The sequence below is a fragment of the Fodinibius sediminis genome (assembly GCF_900182555.1).
Lineage (GTDB): Bacteria > Bacteroidota > Rhodothermia > Balneolales > Balneolaceae > Fodinibius > Fodinibius sediminis.
This window is the reverse complement of sequence record NZ_FXTH01000006.1, coordinates 32,637-49,130: the sequence shown is the minus strand read 5'-3', so window position 1 is coordinate 49,130 and position 16,494 is coordinate 32,637. Positions and strand designations below refer to the sequence as shown.

The following is a 16,494-nucleotide window of genomic DNA, read 5'->3' as shown; positions in this document are numbered from 1 at the left end:
CTGTTTCGAAGTTGATGAGTATGTATTAGAGACTTACTTCCACTCCTGCCGAATATGTTTTCCCCATCGGATATAATTGGGTATCCCGTGGAGGTTTTGCTCTGACACCATTGGGATTGGAGTAGCTTACATGTGCCCCTACCTCTTCCGGGTCCAGGTACTCTGTTAAACCCCCAAATCTCCAGGTAAATAAATTCTCGCCACTAACGAAGATTCTTAGTCTTTTGAGGTTGACCTTTTCAGTAAAATCGGTCGGAAGGGTATAACCAATTGTGATATTTTTTAATCTTAGATATCCTATATTGGTTAAATAGTGGTCATTAACATTAGCCGACATACGACCTGAACTTAAAGCATTATACGCTCTTTGACGTTGAGGATAAATTCTGTCGGGGTCATTCGGATGTTCAGAATCCCACACTTTGTCTAACATATCTTTTCTAATAAAAGACACGTACGGCCTGTGAAAGGTTGCCCAGTATAATGGACCTGACGGGTACCAATGTTGTTTTGCTATGCCTTGACCGATAACAGACACATCAATATTTTTCCAATTGGCACTGATGCTAAAGCCATAAGGAAATTGTGGCATCGCGTTTCCAATGCGTTGTAAATCACCGGGATCTTCCAAGGTATTTTCCCCATTGTTAATTTCACCATCCCCATCCACATCTACATATTTGAGATCTCCTCCTCTCAGGTAATTCCAATCCGAATTGGATCCCCAGTCAAGAATTCCCCGGTAAACCTCCACCAAATTCTCTGTGCCAAATTGATTTTGAAATGCTGCTGCCGCTTCGTCGGACTGAAATTGGCCATCAATACGATAGCCCCATATCTCACCAAGCTTCTGCCCCTCCCAAAAAGTGCTTAATAATCCATTTGGGTTATCAAATTTTGTGATTACCCCCTTGTTGTTTGATATATTGGCTTGGATATCAAAAGAAAGAGCGGAGCCCATTATGTTAAATTGGTCATTATAACCAACCGTTAATTCAAAACCTCTATTTCGCATCGATGCGTAGTTTCTTCGGGGTTCGGAAGCGCCAAAGACAGCAGGAAGTGGCTGTCCGGGCAGATACATATCACTTGTATTGCGTTCATAAAGATCCAGAGAAGTCGTTAACTTATCTTCGACAAATCCCATATCAACGCCGATATTTGTAGACGTAATTTTTTCCCAGCCAATGTTCGCCGGAAGAGGCTCTGGCGCCCTGGCATAGTTCACTTCCTGGCCGTTAACCAACCATGATTTTTTACCCATCCCTATGAGTTGTCGGAAGGTATTTACGCCTACATTTTGATTTCCCAACTTTCCATAAGAAGCCCTCAGCTTTAATGAGGAAACCACATTTGCTAACGAAGAACGCCAGAAGCTTTCATTATCTACCTGCCAACCCACACCCACTGAAGGGAATAAGCCCCACCGGTTACCTTCGGGGAAACGAGAGGATCCATCATAACGGGTATTAACTTCCAATAAATACCTGTCATCATAATCATAATTGAAACGACCAAAATAGCCTTGAAGAGCCCATTCCAGGGTAGAGCCTGACATATCTAACATTTCAGTTCCAAACGAAAGGTTAGCCTTATCTTTTGTGAGCAGCTCCTCAATTCTGGCACCCACTCTATCGCGATCAAACACCTCCTGATTGAAACCAAGCATTAACTTGAAATTATGCCTTTCTGCCACACCTTGAGTATACGTTCCATAAATATTCAACGCTTTATAATAATCCTTCCAGCGATACTCATTGTGTCGATTAAGACCGGCATTCTCTACTAACTCAAGCTCGTTACCCGACAGATAACTAAATGGCGTGTACGAAAATGTCCGGTCCGTTCTATCAATGCTGTAACTATAATCCATATTGAGTACTAATGCATCGATTGGACTCAATTCAGCTTTAAGCGTGTTCGTTTGTTTTTCATATCGCCATTCGCGATGTGCTGCCCCTTCTTTCAAGGCTCCCAAACGGCCTACATATCCATTTCGGGTTCGGCCCACACTTACTCCTTCTCCATCTACAAAAGCTGGATAGTTGGGAAAAAGGTCGCGCCATTTAGAAACCCCAAAGGCACCGCCCCAACCGTTTTTGGTCCCTGCATATTGCTCATCAAATCTGCTGCTGAACCTATTAATAGCAGATAATTCCAACCACTCATAAGGAGTAGCCGTTAAGTTAAGCTGAAGATTATATCGCCTCATTACCGCATCTTGGATATTTTGAATCCTATCTCTGCGATATATCCTTCCTGACACCGCCCCTCTCAGTTTATCAGATCCTCCGGAGACAGATAAGTTATGCATAACATGCGGACGCCGGTCTTTAAAAAGGATGTCGTAGTAATCATTATTTTCATAGAATTTATACGTCCCATCCGGCTGCTGCTCATAAAAGGGTTCTCTTTCGCCATTAGCTACCTGCTCTGCAACCTCATAATCTTCCTCATCATAACATACATAACAACCACTATGGTAGTTACCAATTGCACCATCCGCCCATCTGGCATAGGTTGCAGGGTTAGTTACAAAATCTGTACGCGCAGTATTTGTTGTGAAACCGACATTGTTGGAATATTCAACTTCAAACACTCCTTCCCTACCTGATTTTGTAGTTACCAAAACGACGCCAAAGGAACCTCGAGCACCATAAATAGCTGCAGCTTGCGCATCTTTCAAGACGGTTACACTTTCAATATTATTGGGATTCACATTCGCAAGATCCTCCTCGATTCCATCCACTAAAACAAGGGGCGATCCACCGTTAATCGAGTTAAACCCGCGAATATTAATCTCCGGCGTCGCCGAAGGGTCACCGCCTGATGACGATCTAATATTTAATCCTGGCACCGCTCCCTGCAAAGAACGTGCTATATCTGCAGATGGACGCGTTGAAATATCCTCAACCCCCGCTTTACTTACAAAACCAACAAGATTTTCTTCTTCCTGGGTACCATACCCAACAACGATCAATTCTTTGCTGGATAGAGCTTCTGACTGCATCTGTACCTTAATTTCTGACCGGCCATTAATTGATATTTCTTGCTTTCCATACCCAATAAATGAGAATACCAACGTATCCTGCAGCGACGGAACTGTTAACTCAAACCCACCTTCTGCACCTGATGAAGTCCCCGTATTCGTACCTTTAACGAGTATGTTAACTCCTGGAAGTGGGGTACCGGCTTCATCTGTCACGATTCCACTAACTTCTTGACCATATAACTGGGACGTGAATCCAATTAAGATTATAATCAAGGAAGCAGCTTGTTTCCGCAGTGCTATAGATTTTTTTTTCATTCTATCCCAGTTCATCATTCCTAAAAGATTAGCTTTTTTTGATTTTAACTTAGACCATGACCTTTCGTTTATTGGATGGAGATAATAGTTCTCAACTTTGACCATACTTGAAACTTAATATTATCAAACTATTACGAACTTGAGCCTGTGTGTCTTTATTCCTACAGCCATATTGGATAGATGAGAAAGTATATCACCGACAAGAATCGTTGGTCCGTTGGCCTCCCCTCATTTTCTTTGTCTGATCTGAAATGATATCTCCCTCAAGCGTCAGACAAATATCATGATGAAACCATGGTTCAGGTAAAACAACTGCTATTCATCGCCGGAATCACTACATCAAGCTCCAATGCATCCACATTGTAGTGCAGTGCTTTTTAAAATCTGAGAATGGAATTTTTTCGGGGCTAAACCCGCAGCCTCTCGATGACCAATCAGCTCAAGTGCTTTTTCTATTGGAATGACATACGCGAGGACCTTAACAACTTCGGCATCCCACCGCGACTCGCATCGCTAAAATCATTTAACTCCTCCCGCTGGTCGTCAGACAGCCCCGATTCATCGGGGAGCCCGCTCTCGCTCGCCCCGGCGAAACGGGCACCTCACCTTTCGTTAGGCCGGAGGGGGGTTGTTACTCTTTGATGAAAGGGGGAAGCTCCATTTGAAGTTAGTTTAGTTGCACGTTGCATGTTAAAGGTTGAAAGTTTTGACTCAAGGTTTCTTCAGACAGCCGGTCTTGGCTGGTGAGGCGTGGATAGGGAGATTCCCGTCCTTTCCGGAACCCAATATTTAGGTAAATGACCTACATATAAATATAAATCATCCGCCTAAATTTAAGGGGTAAAAGACGTAACTTTAAAAAACAGACCAAAATGGAGATAAAAAATATCCTGGCCCCAACGGATTTTTCCGATTGTTCAAAAAGAGCAGTTTCCTATGCTATCGAGATGGCTTTAAACCTGAAGGCTCGTCTGTATTTAATGCATTCAATGCAAAGCACGTTTTCACTATCATCAGAAAGGCTATTGGAACGTCTTATAAACGATGATCGCTTTCAGAAAGTTGACGCTCAGACATTAACAGAATTCGGGGACCCAAGTGCGTCAATACTCAGGCAAGCAAAAGAGATTGAGGCCGATCTTATCGTGATAGGGAGCAAGGGCAGTTCCGGCGGCAGAAAATTTTTAGGCAGTACAACCACAGAGGTGATTTCCAAATCCGGGGTCCCGGTACTTGCTATTCCTCAAAAAAGCACCTATTCGGGTTTTGAGGATATCGTGTTTATGACTGATTTTAACGAGGGGGATTTATCCGCCCTAAAAGAAATATCAGGCTGGGCCAGACATTTTAATGCCAACCTGCATGTTCTTCACCTGTTCACCGACGATTCCCTCGAAGAACTCATAAAATTCAGAGGGTTCAGGGAGGTAGCCTTGGAAGGGGTAAACTATGAAAAGCTTTCTTTTGAGCGGGTTTTTAATGCATCCTTCAAAAAAGGCATTGTTGATTATATGGCCACCCACGAGGCACAGCTTATCGTCTTGACACGGTATAAGAAAACGTTCTATGAAAAAATGATGCAAACAGATCATGCCCGTAAAATTGAATTTGAAAGCATCATACCGTTTCTCTCCTTAGCCGGAGAACGATACGCAGAAGAGGAACAAGAAGACAGAACCATCAAACAATAGATGTCCAAAACCACGGGTGGATGGAGACAGAAATTCAATTACTTGGCAGGATGGGCCTTGTTCTGGTCCTGGGGTTCATCATTGGTATCGAGCGCGGCTGGAGTTTCCAGCAAAAAAAAGAGGGACAGCGAACGGCTGGCATTCGAACCTTTACGCTAATTGCATTGTCCGGGGGTATCTGGGGTATCCTTTCGGAACATGTCGGAGCCATTCTGCTGGGTGCAGCCCTGGTGGGATTTGTTTTGATTATCATGGTTGGTTACTACCAGTATGTCCGGCAAACAGGATTGCTCGGCCTCACCACAGAGATGGCAGCTTTTGTTACTTTCGGGATTGGTGTGGCCGTGATCAAGGGGTACATCATATTGTCGGTGGCCGTAACAGTGGTCATGGTGTTGCTGCTAAGCATTAAACCCAGGCTGCATACCTGGGTTAAAACCATAGAGCCTCAGGAGTTTTATTCGGGGATCCTATTTTTGGCCATTTCAGCGGTCGTATTGCCCCTGCTTCCCAACCGCGGCTACGGGCCCTGGGGCGCTCTGAACCCATTTGAAATATGGGGCATGGTAGTCTTAATAGCCGGGATCTCCTACATGGGCTATTTTTCAATGAAATACCTGGGCAGTGATAAGGGAATCCTTTTTACCTCATGTGCCGGCTCGCTGGTCTCGTCCATCGCAGTTACGGTAACACTGGGACGTATTGCCCGCGATGGGGGAACGACTGACATGGTAGTTATCGGGGCTCTCATTGCCAATTTTACCGCTCTTGTCCACATGCTGTTGTGGGTGGGCATTTTTAATCCAGCCTTGATTTATGGAGTCGGGCCTTCAGTGGTATTGATGATTGTTGCAACATCAGGATTAGCCTTGTGGGTATGGCTGAATGGCGAGTATCCCAAAAAACAAAAGCAATTCTCTTCTATCAGGAACCCCCTGCAGCTAAGTACGGCGATACCCTTTGGACTTATTTTAGCCCTGGTTATGCTGCTTTCGGAAGGCAGCAAACAATGGCTGGGAGATCCGGGCGTTTATGGCCTGTCGATAATTTCAGGAATGGTTGACATGGACGCTATTGCCCTTTCCCTTTTGCAAATGGGAGGAACAACCCTTTCCGCAGAGGCGGCCGCAAATGGATTGATCCTTGTTGCTATCTCCAACACCTTCATCAAAGGGGCTATTTTCGCCTTTTACAGCGGCGTAAAAAACGCCTTGAAACCCCTGATTTTCTTTCTATTGATTATGCTGGCTAGCATACCCGGTTTGTTGTTAAGCTGACTACCTGTAATTAGGCAGACACGGGCCATGCCTTTCGATTTCTCTTGGTTTTCCTGGGCGCATTCAACGTATCAATCAGAAGCTGGCAGACATTCAAATAGAGCCTGTTAACGCTGTCTTCGCTTGGCCTCAATGCTGAGCTGGGTATGAGGCACCGCCTCTAATCGACCTTTGGATATTTTTTTACCCGTCACCTTGCAAATACCGTATGTTTTATTTTCAATCCGCTCGAGGGCGCGATTGAGATAGTTGATAAATTTGCGGGTTCGATTATATAATATGTAGATTTTATCCCGCTCTCTGGTATCTGTACCGACGTCAGCCATATGGGAAGAATAGGTAACCTTGGTGCTGGTATTGTCAATCTCTTCGCGTAAAGCTCCCTTAAGGGCTTCCAGTTCCTGACTGGCTTCGTTGAGTTTACTGAGTATGATTTGCCGAAAAAATTCAAGCTCCTGGTCGCTATAGGGTGTTATGCGATCGTTTGCTTTACTCTTAAGCTGTTTGGTTTCCATAATCCTTATTGATATAAATTATGAATACTGCGGACGTAGCGAAAAAAAATGGACGATTTAAAACACTTAGTAGACAGCTCGTAATTTTGAAGATGGGGCCTGGTTCTGATTGGAAAAATCTGAAGAAACAGTGGAGCCGTTTTTTCCTGATACCTTTTTTAATGCATAATGAATATTGTCGTAGTGTTCTTTGAAGGTCATTTTATCTTTAGGGGATATGTGATCCAGTTCTTCCATCGTTGCTTATGATTTAGTTTTCACACTGTTAAAAAAATTTTATCTAACTCTCTTAATAAATAGTCAGTTATGAGCTAATGGCAGGAATGTTAACTGATACACTAATACTTTGATGAAAGGGATCAGGATATAATGAATGTAGGGCAGTCCCCCCCTGCCTGACGGGAAAAACAGCATCTAAAATGGACAACTTCTAACTACCTCCCTTCCAGCTTAAGTGCATTGTTAATACATGAGCACTCGGCTTTTTCGTATTACGTGGATGGATTAATGACGGGAAGCCAGAATAAAGCCGTTAACGGACAATACCTTCCGGCCGCGCATTTTCAATTCAAAACAATGCTGTTTTTCGCTAAGTTAAAGCCTGCCCGTAACCAACTTTTGTTTTTTATGCCCGAGTTGCCGGAAGTCAGATATTTTAAGAAATACATCGATGCAACCTCCCTGCACAAACCGATTCAACGAACAAGGGTACATAATCCGGAGGTGCTGCGCGATCTTTCTTCTCAAAAATTACAGTCTTGCCTGAAAGGGGTAGCATTCGAATCGACGTATGCGCACGGAAAATATCTCTTCCTGCAGGCCGGCAAGAGCTGTCAGCTTGTGCTTCATTTCGGAATGACCGGCCGTCCGGTCTACTACAAAACAGAAGACCATACACCGGATTATCCGCGTGCGATCATGGACTTTGAAAATGGAGCCCATCTGGCTTTTGACTGCATGCGCATGCTCGGAAATATTAGCCTCACGACAGATCGGGAGCACTTTCTGAAAGATAAAAAGCTGGGGCCGGATGCTTTACGAGACCTGAGCGACCCCGAAACATTCCTACGTCTTTTTGAAGATAAACGAGGGATGATCAAAACCACCTTGATGGACCAACATTTTATTGCTGGAATTGGGAATGTATGTTCGGATGAAATATTATTCCAATCCATGATGCATCCCAAGAAGAACATTCCCACCCTGGGAGAAAATGAGCTGCGAACGCTACATGAAAATGTAGCTTTGGTGCTTGAAACCTATGTAGAGGCCGTTCCAGAGTATGAAACCATTCCCGACTCTTTTCTATTCAACTATCGCTCAGAGGGAAAAGAATGTCCCCGGTGCGGGACGGCTGTTGAGAAAATACCGGTGGGAAGCCGATCTGCCTATTACTGTCCTGACTGTCAATCCAGGTAGGTATAGCTCATTAACCGGGCCGGCATAGGATCGCAGCCTCCCCTTCTTCGATGTGCCCCCCCCCTGTCAGGGCAAAAGCTGACCGAACATCACTTTGAGGGGCTCAAAAATTGGTCCCGTTTCTGTTTGACAAATGCCTGCACCTCTTCCCACGAGCGGGTATTCAACATATTTTTGGCGGTACACCATCCTCGCCGGGCTATACTGATGGCCAGGTCCATATACTGGAAACTGGAAAGATCATGGCTGTCCGTCCCGGCCACGAGCAGGACCCCGGCTTCCCGCGCGGCTCTGACTGCATCATCGTTCAGATCCATTCGTTCCGGCTGCGCATTGATCTCCAGGGCGGTTCCCGTTTCCCTGGCTTTATGGATGACTTTTTCCAAATCAACAGCATATTCCCTGCGTTTGCCGATCAGGCGTCCGGTGAGATGCCCGATAACATTGACAAATGGATTTTCACAGGCTTTCAGGATACGTTCGGTGTTGTCCTGATTAAATCGGCTGTGGATGGATGCGGTCACCCACTCCATCTTTTCGAGCAGGCCGTTATCTAAGTCAAGGGATCCATCAGCCAGGATATCTACCTCTACTCCCCGCTTTAGAAGTGGTCGCCCAATGGCATCGTTGACTTGTTCGATCTCTTCAAATTGTTTTTCGAACTCCTCCCCGGTAAGCCCTCCTGCTATTCGGGACGATTTGGAGTGGTCGGAAACAACGGCATAGTCGTATGGATAGTGTTCATCCAAATACCGGGCCAGCTCTTCAAGTGAGTTGGTGCCATCCGACCAGTCGGAGTGAAAGTGCATATCCCCCTTGATGTGCTCCCCTTGGACAAGCTCGGGCAGGGCATCTTTTCGGGCCAGTTCAATCTCACCATTGTTCTCGCGCATTTCAGGAGGAATCCACTGCATGCCCAATTGGTCATACAGCTCTTCCTCGGTTTTACCTGCTACTTTTTCATCGTCATCAACTGTAAACATTCCATACTCGCTTATCTTGAACCCCTTGTCCTTTGCAATTTTTCGCAACTGAATATTATGCTCTTTGGACCCTGTAAAATAAAGCAACGCTGCACCCCAGGCGTCTTCTTCAATGAGACGCAGATCAACTTGCCGATCATGATGTTCCACAATAACGCTCGATTTCGTCTCCCCCCTGGCAATGACTTTTGTAACCGATTCCATCGAGGTAAAGAAATCGGCAATGGACGCCCATTCCCCGGAATCAGCTGTTGCCAAAATATCTATATCCCCGATCGTTTCTTTTTTTCGCCGAATGCTGCCTGCCACTTCCAGTCTAAGTATACTTTTCTGCTTTTCAAGCTCATTCAGCATCATTTCTGAAATTTCCAGTGCTTCAGCCAGAAGAATGCGGCGATCCGCTTTTTCCTTCTCTTTTAATCCCTCCAACAGATTTTCAACAGACTTTTCGCCAAATCCCTTGAGCTCTTCAACTTTTCCACTCTCTAACGCTTCTTTTAACTCCCCCCTGGTTGTCACGCCCAGCTCTTCATGAAATCTTTCAAGGGTTTACGGTCCAATGCCCTGTACGTCCATCAGATCTACAAAGTCCGGCGGGACATTCTTTTTCAGTTCCTCATACTTGTCGATTTTCCCGGTTTTGACATATTCGCGAATTTTTTTGGCTATACTTTCGCCGATGCCCTTGACTTCTACCAGGTGATCGTTCTTCATGTAATTCCGGATATCCTCCTGCAGGTGGTCAAGAACCCGAGCAGAATTTTCGTAGGCCTGAACCCTGAACCGGTCTTCGCTTCCCCTAAACCGGTAGATACCAGCCATTTCCCTGAAGATCCCGGAAAGCTTTTTGTTAAGTTTGTACATGGGTTTCTCCCTTTATTCTTATTCGTTTAGCAGTTCCAGGAACTTCTCCTCATCGATAACAGGAATGCCCTTATCCCGCGCCTCATCCAGCTTGGAGCCCGGCTCCGTACCCTGAACCAGGTAATCCACTTTTGACGAGATACTGCCGACCGCCCGGCCACCCCGTCGTTCAACCAGCTCTTTTGCCTCCTCGCGGGTGTAGGACTCCAGTGCCCCGGTAAAAACAAAGGTAAGGCCCGCCAAGGTGTCCTTCTTTTCCCGCTCTTCTTTTGATTTACATACCTGGACACCTGCGGCCTCAAGGTTTTTAATCATCCCGATATTCTCCTTTCGGTCGAAGAAATGCTGGACGCTCTCGGCCACGGCGCTGCCTATATCATTGAGTTTCATCAGATCCTCCCGGGAGCTCGACTCCAGGTCAGTCACGCACTCAATCGACTCAGCCAGCGTCCGCGCGGTATCGGCTCCCACCATGGGAATACTCAGAGCGTAGATCAGGCGCCGTATCGGCCGTCCCCGGGAGGCGTCCACCGCTTTTTTTAGATTGGAAACCGACTTTTCTCCAAATCCTTCCATCTGCCTGATTTTATCGTAATCCAGATCATATAGGTCGGGAATGGTTTGCAAAAGTCCCTTTTCATAAAACTGCTCGACAATTTTTGCGCCAAGTCCGTCAATATCCATGGCCTGCTTCGAAACATAATGCTTAATGCGCTGTTTGGCCTGGGCCGGGCAACTCGCATTTACGCACCGCCAGGAAGCTTCTCCCTCGGGCCGCACTAATGCGGAGCCACAAGACGGACATTCCCGGGGGAACCTGATCTTTTGGGTATTGCCGTGCCTGTGCTCTTTGATGGGTTTTACGATATATGGAATGACATCACCCGCTCGCTCGAGCAATACAGTATCATTAAGCTGAATATCCCTGTTGTTGATATAATCCTCGTTGTGCAGGGTAGCCGAAGATATCGATACCCCGCCTACCTCAACCGGATCCAATTCGGCCACGGGTGTTATTGTCCCCGTACGGCCGACCTGGAAATGAACTCCCATCAGCTTGGTTGTGGCCTGCCGCGCGCGGAATTTATAGGCGATGGCCCATCGCGGATGGTGAGATGTCAATCCAAGTTCGTCGTACAGTTTGAGATCATTTACTTTGATCACCACTCCATCAATTTCATAGGGGAATTCTTCGCGTCGCTCCTCCCAATCCTTGCATATGTCCAGCAGCTGTTCGGCCGACTCGGTCGACTCCAGATGTTCAGACGGGGTCTTGAAACCCAATTTATGGAGCGTTGCGATAACCTGTTCCTGTGTTTCAAATTGACTGGCAAGCACTTCGCGCCCCCCGGCATCCTCTGCATAACTTATTTGATAGATCCATGCTGACAGCTTCCGCCGGGCTACCTCTTCCGGATCCTGCAGCCTCAACGAGCCTGCAGCTGCATTCCGGGGATTGGCTAAGAGGCTCTCCCCACGGCCTTCCCGCTGTTTGTTTAGTTGTTTAAACTCCTGTTTTTCGATCAACACCTCTCCCCTGATTTCCACCCGGGAGATACCTAATTCGGATATGTTTATTTTGAGGGGGATGCTTCTCAATACTCTCAGATTGTGGGTGATGTCTTCTCCTTTTCGCCCATCGCCCCGAGTTGCGCCTCGTACAAATTTATCATCCTCGTAAACCAGTGAAATGCCCGCACCGTCCAACTTGGGTTCCACTGTATAGTTAACCTTCTTTTTGCCGATCAACTTCCTGACCCGCTTATCGAAATCCTCCAGGTCCTCAAGGTCATAGGAGTTATCCAGTGATAACATTGGCGTCAGGTGATCCACTTCCGGGAATTCACCCGATACTTTTTCTCCAATGCGCTGAGTGGGCGAGGTGGAAGTGACCAGGTCCGGCCAGCGATCTTCAACATCCTCCAGCAAATGAAATAACCGGTCATATTCGGAGTCGGAAATAACCGGATCATTCATTACATAATACCTGTGGTCGTGATAAGATATTACTTTACGAAGCGATGCAGCGAGGTCAGCCGCCTCTTCCCGGCTTTCAATCTCGTCGGCCGTAATTCCCAGCAGTTTTTCAGTTGCTTTCTCCGGGCTTTTTTCCAGGTTCACAACATTAAGACTTCTTCCCATTTTTCTGTCTGGAATGGATTAACGATGGCGAGACTGCAATATGAACTCATAATACGTATTCCGGTAATCGCTGTACGTAGGTCAATCTCCCTCCCCTTTGCAGGGCGTTTCCCTTGAGCGCCGAATGACATAACGCTTAACGGAATAATTGCCCCCGTTTGGGAGCCTGTTCGGCCAGGCTGCCCCCCGGGATCCGCCCTATGCCGTATTTGTCATAAGTATTATGAATGAATTTCAACCGATAATTTGTAACATTAGTTGTTGAGCACCTGACACTTACCCCACCAGCTGCGGACGATGGATTAATAGCCTCCCTGTATTATTGGGCATCTGTCATGATGGTGGGCAACAGCAACCGGAATAAATACTGAGAGACAGATGAAAGAGAACTTTACTGCCAGCCTGGTTTCTCTTCAGGAGGTATACAGGACCACATCGGAGCTTGCAAGAAATATCATGGAAGCCTCGGTAACGGCGGATATCATTATCGCTATTGCCCGCGGCGGTATGCTGCCCGGGAGGCTGCTCTGTGATTTCCTTAATGTTGACCGGCTCTCTTCACTGCAAATAAAACACTACTCCAGCGGCGCTCATCAGATGGAACAAGCGGAGATCATTGACCCGGTCAGAGTCGATCTTAAAGGTAAAAAGGTACTGCTGGTCGACGATGTGAATGATTCGGGAAAAACCATGCAGCTTGCCGTGAACCATGTACAATCTTTTCATCCTTCAGAACTGAACACGGCGGTACTTCATCAAAAAGAAGGAAGCTCTTACACCGTGGATTTTGTAGGCAGAAAGCAGGAAAGATGGGAATGGCTGATTTACCAGTGGGCTGCTACAGAAGATATCCTGGAATTTTTGAAACGGGATGATATGCTGCAGGCGGATACCGCGGAGGCCCGCAGGCATCTGGCTAAAAAATATGAGCTTAACGTTGATAAAGCATTGGTAGAGACGGTCATGAAAATGAAAGGAAATTACTTTTAGGAATATGCTGCAGCAGCGCGGTCATTAAAAATGAGTTGCCCCATTACTCCGAAGCTTAGGCGGATCAATTTGAACAGCCAGCGGCCCGCTCTTTCTTTTATCCACAGTTTCGGTTCGTCACCGGCAGCCTCCCGCATTTTGCCAAAGCCCGCCCCACGATGGCGGGTATTGCCGCGGATAGCGGTGCCCCCTTGACAAGCAGACTGCCTCGAAATATAAAATCCTGAAAGTTGAGCGTTTGAAAGCAGATAAAATTCAAAACCGGATGCCCAGATAAATACCCCAAGAGAAGGAGCTGGCATAGTTGAAAAAAGAACTGATTGGCGAACACAAGGTTCGATATATGCCAAAAAGGACATTTTTTGGTAACTCTATTCGAATACGACATACTAATCAATACCGTCTCATACATGGATAAGCTGCTTTTCCTCCTCAGCGTTGGGGAAGAATCTTTGAAGTTACTGCTCTCATCTTTTTATTGCCTACACTGGAACCGCGTGGCAAACTATAATACATATCGGATTCGCTCTTTCCCACTGTTAACAAGCCCCTAAATAGGTAAATGGTTTACAGCTCTTAGCTCAGAGATTCACTTCCTCCTTCTTATATCTGGCAAGCAACAAACCATCCGAGACCAACCCCACTAACCTATTGATATAGCTGAAGCAAGCATACTCTCTCTTGTCCAAATATTACCCATACTATGTGGTGAAAGATTTACACACTTGGCTGATATCTGTGTCCTCCGGTAAAAGGTATCTTTAAAAGCCCTTTTTCACCCTTCAATCGATAATATCCCCTAAAATTAAAAGCTGGCATTTTTTTTGCATCCTTTTGACCTGATTAACGCAAAAAATCTTCATCCTGGCTTTTTGGTACTGTAATAGAGATAGATCTCAATAAATTCGGAACCAAGAATTGAGCAGTAAAAGAGAAAGAGAGCAATCGGGTGCGTGTATGTTCACTTGAGAGACAAACCTGATTATTGTTTTTCTTTGTAATTGTCAGACAATATAACTCGTGAGAGACTATATAATTTAGCAGGCAAAACAACAGTTTAGTTGGCGTTCATTTATGGGATTAAGGTATAGCATCATTATATCTCTTTCTAGCATAATTACCTGTAGCTCAACGTTATACGCACAGAATAAAAAAGATACCGTACCCTACCAGTACACCGTCAAAGCCGGAGACAACCTGAAAAACATTGCAGAAGCTTTTGGCCATCCCAACTCTTGGGAAAAAATCTACGAGGCCAATGCGGATAGGGTTGATACTTCTTACACTATTTACATCGGTCAAAAGCTCACCATCCCGGCCCTTATAGTAACTCGCCGAGACAGCTCACTTGTTGAAAACAGGAACAGGTTAAAAAAAAGGAAAAAGCGAGAACCCCAATCCCCGGCCGAAAACAGTTCGCAGGGGAAAGCGGGAAACAAAAAACTCAGTGAATTCCGGGAGGCTTTTAAGAAAGTTGTTGCACAAGAGCAACAGACTGGAACCGATCAGGAAAAAACATCCTCCCCCCAGAGATCAACCATATCAATTAACGGTATGGTACTGGATGAGACGCGCAGCAAAATGGGTATTGATTTCTATAACCTCTTTTACCGCCACTGGGAACCTCCCTCCGGGGCCAGCAACTTTATGATCACGATATCGGAGCAACCTACTCCATCGCGGGGAACCATGATTACCATCCACATTGATAACGAAAAGGTATTTCAAAATCGTCTTCAGCCCAAGTACGCCTATACCGAAAAAATGGCTCGGCAAGCCGTGGTGATCTGCTATCGAACGCTCCTGCGCCAGCGATCTTCATCGAACTCACTATCAGGCTATTAATTTAATTACTTAAATAAGACTATGGATCAAAAAAAATTACTCTTTCCTTTTGTGCTTTCGGTTTGTGTAGTGCTGGGGCTTTCGAATTCCGCCGAAGCCCAGGACTTCGTTTACCAGCCCAAAAACCCGGCCTTTGGCGGCTCATACGCCAATTACAGCTGGCTGCTGAACTCGGCCAACCAGCAGAATAAATTCCAGGGAGGACGTTCGGGTTTTAACCGGGATCCCCTGGCCAATTTTGAACAATCCCTGCAGCGTCAGGTACTGTCCCAGCTGACCCGGCAGATTATCGGTGATCGATTTGGTGAAGACAATGTCAACCTTAACGAACAAAACAGCTATGAATTTGGTGAGTTTAACATTAAGGTAAATCCGGGGCCCGATGGGGTAAGCATAGATATACAAAATATACTATCAGGCGAATCAACAAGTATTACGATACCAACAGGATTTTCAGGTAATGATTAATTCCAAAAGGTACAGCTAAGAGCGAATAGCAAGCGGAACAATAGGAAATTGCGCGAAAAATATAGGAGATGAGACAAATAAAGAGGGCAGCGCCAGAGGAACTTTCTGCAGGCATTACTGCCGGCAGAAGTCGGAAAAAATCTGACGCCACCCGTTGAATATATTATTTAAGGTAAATTATGAACTCTTTAATAATTGTTCAACGCCACGCCTTCTTCATTGTTGCTCTCCTGTTTGATTTGGAAATAGTTTCCAAATCTGAATCCGAATAATCGGAATAGCTTACATAAGCTAACTTTAATAAAAAAGACACATACTATGAAGAAGCTAACAATGCTTACATTCGCATTTTTTTTGACTGCAGGCCTGGCCTTCGGTCAAAATAACGATGCCAATATCGATCAGGTAAATACTGGTAACGAGGCCACCATCGACCAGGTCGGTGAAGCCAACCAAGCAACTATTGGTCAAGGTGAAAATACGACATCCTTTGCGATAAGAACAACCAGCCCTACGGGTCCATTTTCTACCATTAATACTGGTCCGGGAAATGCTGCCAATAACAACGACGCATCCGTTGATCAGAGTGGCTACGGAAACGCAGCCTTACTCAGCCAGGGGTACGATGGAGGAAACTCCCAAAGTAACGAGGCTTTAATTGAGCAGACCGGTACACAAAACTTCACTAATCCCGCACAAGGAGCCGGTGCATATGCCGAAAATAATTACCTCGAAGTTTTGCAGGACGGTTATCGCAACCATGCTACAGTGAGTCAGGGTATAAATGTGAATACCTTTAACAGTGATGCTCTCATACTGCAGGACGGCGATCACAACTTTGCTGATGTTACACAAACGGGCCATAGCCAGTTTGCGGATGTAGATCAGGTGGGGAACAGCAATTCCGCCAATATCACCCAAAGCAACTAAAAGTTGTTTTAACGACACACTTTACTTGATAAAATAAAGCTTTTGACCGGGGAGGCTTAGACG

The 16,494-nt window shown here is 45.7% G+C and carries 13 protein-coding genes and 1 pseudogene; 7 read left to right on the top strand and 7 right to left on the bottom strand.

Annotation, left to right across the window (positions count from 1 at the left end; genetic code table 11):
* Positions 1–25: 25 nt before the first annotated feature.
* Complete coding sequence (locus FN808_RS07995; RefSeq protein ID WP_142714048.1) at positions 26–3,412, bottom strand: SusC/RagA family TonB-linked outer membrane protein; 3,387 nt, start codon at positions 3,410–3,412, stop codon at positions 26–28.
* Positions 3,413–4,179: 767 nt separating this feature from the next.
* On the opposite strand from FN808_RS07995, the gene FN808_RS07990 reads away from it, so the two are divergent.
* Both FN808_RS07990 and FN808_RS07985 read left to right on the top strand, forming a co-directional pair.
* Positions 4,180–4,998: a universal stress protein gene (locus tag FN808_RS07990; protein WP_142714047.1), complete on the top strand. Its 819-nt coding sequence runs from the start codon at positions 4,180–4,182 to the stop codon at positions 4,996–4,998.
* A gap of 20 nt (positions 4,999–5,018) precedes the next feature.
* The gene (locus FN808_RS07985) at positions 5,019–6,275 is read left to right on the top strand and encodes an MgtC/SapB family protein (RefSeq protein ID WP_142714046.1); all 1,257 of its coding nucleotides are present in this window, start codon (positions 5,019–5,021) and stop codon (positions 6,273–6,275) included.
* Positions 6,276–6,382: 107 nt separating this feature from the next.
* Here FN808_RS07985 and FN808_RS07980 read toward each other — a convergent pair whose 3' ends face one another.
* Both FN808_RS07980 and FN808_RS18880 read right to left on the bottom strand, forming a co-directional pair.
* Positions 6,383–6,790 (bottom strand): TraR/DksA family transcriptional regulator, encoded by a 408-nt coding sequence (locus tag FN808_RS07980; RefSeq protein ID WP_142714045.1) that lies wholly within the window; start codon positions 6,788–6,790, stop codon positions 6,383–6,385.
* Positions 6,791–6,856: 66 nt separating this feature from the next.
* Positions 6,857–7,027, bottom strand: coding sequence for a hypothetical protein (locus FN808_RS18880; RefSeq protein ID WP_185958306.1), 171 nt, complete (start codon positions 7,025–7,027; stop codon positions 6,857–6,859).
* 390 nt (positions 7,028–7,417) lie between these two features.
* Here FN808_RS18880 and FN808_RS07975 point away from each other — a divergent pair, with 390 nt between their 5' ends.
* On the top strand, positions 7,418–8,209 hold the full coding sequence (locus FN808_RS07975; RefSeq protein ID WP_185958305.1) for an Fpg/Nei family DNA glycosylase: 792 nt from the start codon (positions 7,418–7,420) through the stop codon (positions 8,207–8,209).
* An 89-nt stretch (positions 8,210–8,298) separates the two neighbouring features.
* Here the strand turns inward: FN808_RS07975 and polX are convergent.
* The 3 genes and pseudogenes from polX to ligA form a co-directional block, all read right to left on the bottom strand.
* A pseudogene (gene polX, locus FN808_RS07970) lies at positions 8,299–9,723 on the bottom strand (DNA polymerase/3'-5' exonuclease PolX); the annotation flags it as partial.
* An 18-nt stretch (positions 9,724–9,741) separates the two neighbouring features.
* Entirely contained in the window at positions 9,742–10,056 is a 315-nt protein-coding gene (locus tag FN808_RS19100) for a hypothetical protein (protein WP_221929972.1), read from the bottom strand.
* Between the two features lie 18 nt (positions 10,057–10,074).
* On the bottom strand, positions 10,075–12,177 hold the full coding sequence (gene ligA, locus FN808_RS07965; protein WP_221929971.1) for an NAD-dependent DNA ligase LigA: 2,103 nt from the start codon (positions 12,175–12,177) through the stop codon (positions 10,075–10,077).
* Between the two features lie 399 nt (positions 12,178–12,576).
* On the opposite strand from ligA, the gene FN808_RS07960 reads away from it, so the two are divergent.
* A complete protein-coding gene (locus FN808_RS07960) occupies positions 12,577–13,188 on the top strand; it encodes a phosphoribosyltransferase (protein WP_142714042.1) in 612 nt (203 codons plus the stop codon).
* On the opposite strand, the gene FN808_RS07955 is transcribed toward FN808_RS07960, so the two are convergent.
* Positions 13,185–13,538, bottom strand: coding sequence for a hypothetical protein (locus FN808_RS07955; RefSeq protein ID WP_142714041.1), 354 nt, complete (start codon positions 13,536–13,538; stop codon positions 13,185–13,187). The genes FN808_RS07960 and FN808_RS07955 overlap by 4 nt on opposite strands.
* Before the next feature lie 724 nt (positions 13,539–14,262).
* On the opposite strand from FN808_RS07955, the gene FN808_RS07950 reads away from it, so the two are divergent.
* The 3 genes from FN808_RS07950 to FN808_RS07940 all read left to right on the top strand — a co-directional run bounded on the left by FN808_RS07950 (position 14,263) and on the right by FN808_RS07940 (position 16,431).
* On the top strand, positions 14,263–15,033 hold the full coding sequence (locus FN808_RS07950; RefSeq protein ID WP_142714040.1) for a CsgE family curli-type amyloid fiber assembly protein: 771 nt from the start codon (positions 14,263–14,265) through the stop codon (positions 15,031–15,033).
* 21 nt (positions 15,034–15,054) lie between these two features.
* Positions 15,055–15,501 (top strand): curli production assembly/transport component CsgF, encoded by a 447-nt coding sequence (locus FN808_RS07945; protein ID WP_142714039.1) that lies wholly within the window; start codon positions 15,055–15,057, stop codon positions 15,499–15,501.
* A 318-nt stretch (positions 15,502–15,819) separates the two neighbouring features.
* The gene (locus FN808_RS07940) at positions 15,820–16,431 is read left to right on the top strand and encodes a hypothetical protein (RefSeq protein ID WP_142714038.1); all 612 of its coding nucleotides are present in this window, start codon (positions 15,820–15,822) and stop codon (positions 16,429–16,431) included.
* Positions 16,432–16,494 lie beyond the last annotated feature (63 nt).

Coding starts and splice junctions, on each gene's coding strand:
- FN808_RS18880 (WP_185958306.1), bottom strand. CDS start 7,027: ATGGAAGAACTGGATCACATATCCCCTAAAGATAAAATGACCTTCAAA.
- FN808_RS07950 (WP_142714040.1), top strand. CDS start 14,263: ATGGGATTAAGGTATAGCATCATTATATCTCTTTCTAGCATAATTACC.
- FN808_RS19100 (WP_221929972.1), bottom strand. CDS start 10,056: ATGTACAAACTTAACAAAAAGCTTTCCGGGATCTTCAGGGAAATGGCT.
- FN808_RS07985 (WP_142714046.1), top strand. CDS start 5,019: ATGGAGACAGAAATTCAATTACTTGGCAGGATGGGCCTTGTTCTGGTC.
- FN808_RS07980 (WP_142714045.1), bottom strand. CDS start 6,790: ATGGAAACCAAACAGCTTAAGAGTAAAGCAAACGATCGCATAACACCC.
- FN808_RS07960 (WP_142714042.1), top strand. CDS start 12,577: ATGAAAGAGAACTTTACTGCCAGCCTGGTTTCTCTTCAGGAGGTATAC.
- FN808_RS07945 (WP_142714039.1), top strand. CDS start 15,055: ATGGATCAAAAAAAATTACTCTTTCCTTTTGTGCTTTCGGTTTGTGTA.
- FN808_RS07995 (WP_142714048.1), bottom strand. CDS start 3,412: ATGGTCAAAGTTGAGAACTATTATCTCCATCCAATAAACGAAAGGTCA.
- FN808_RS07975 (WP_185958305.1), top strand. CDS start 7,418: ATGCCCGAGTTGCCGGAAGTCAGATATTTTAAGAAATACATCGATGCA.
- FN808_RS07940 (WP_142714038.1), top strand. CDS start 15,820: ATGAAGAAGCTAACAATGCTTACATTCGCATTTTTTTTGACTGCAGGC.
- FN808_RS07990 (WP_142714047.1), top strand. CDS start 4,180: ATGGAGATAAAAAATATCCTGGCCCCAACGGATTTTTCCGATTGTTCA.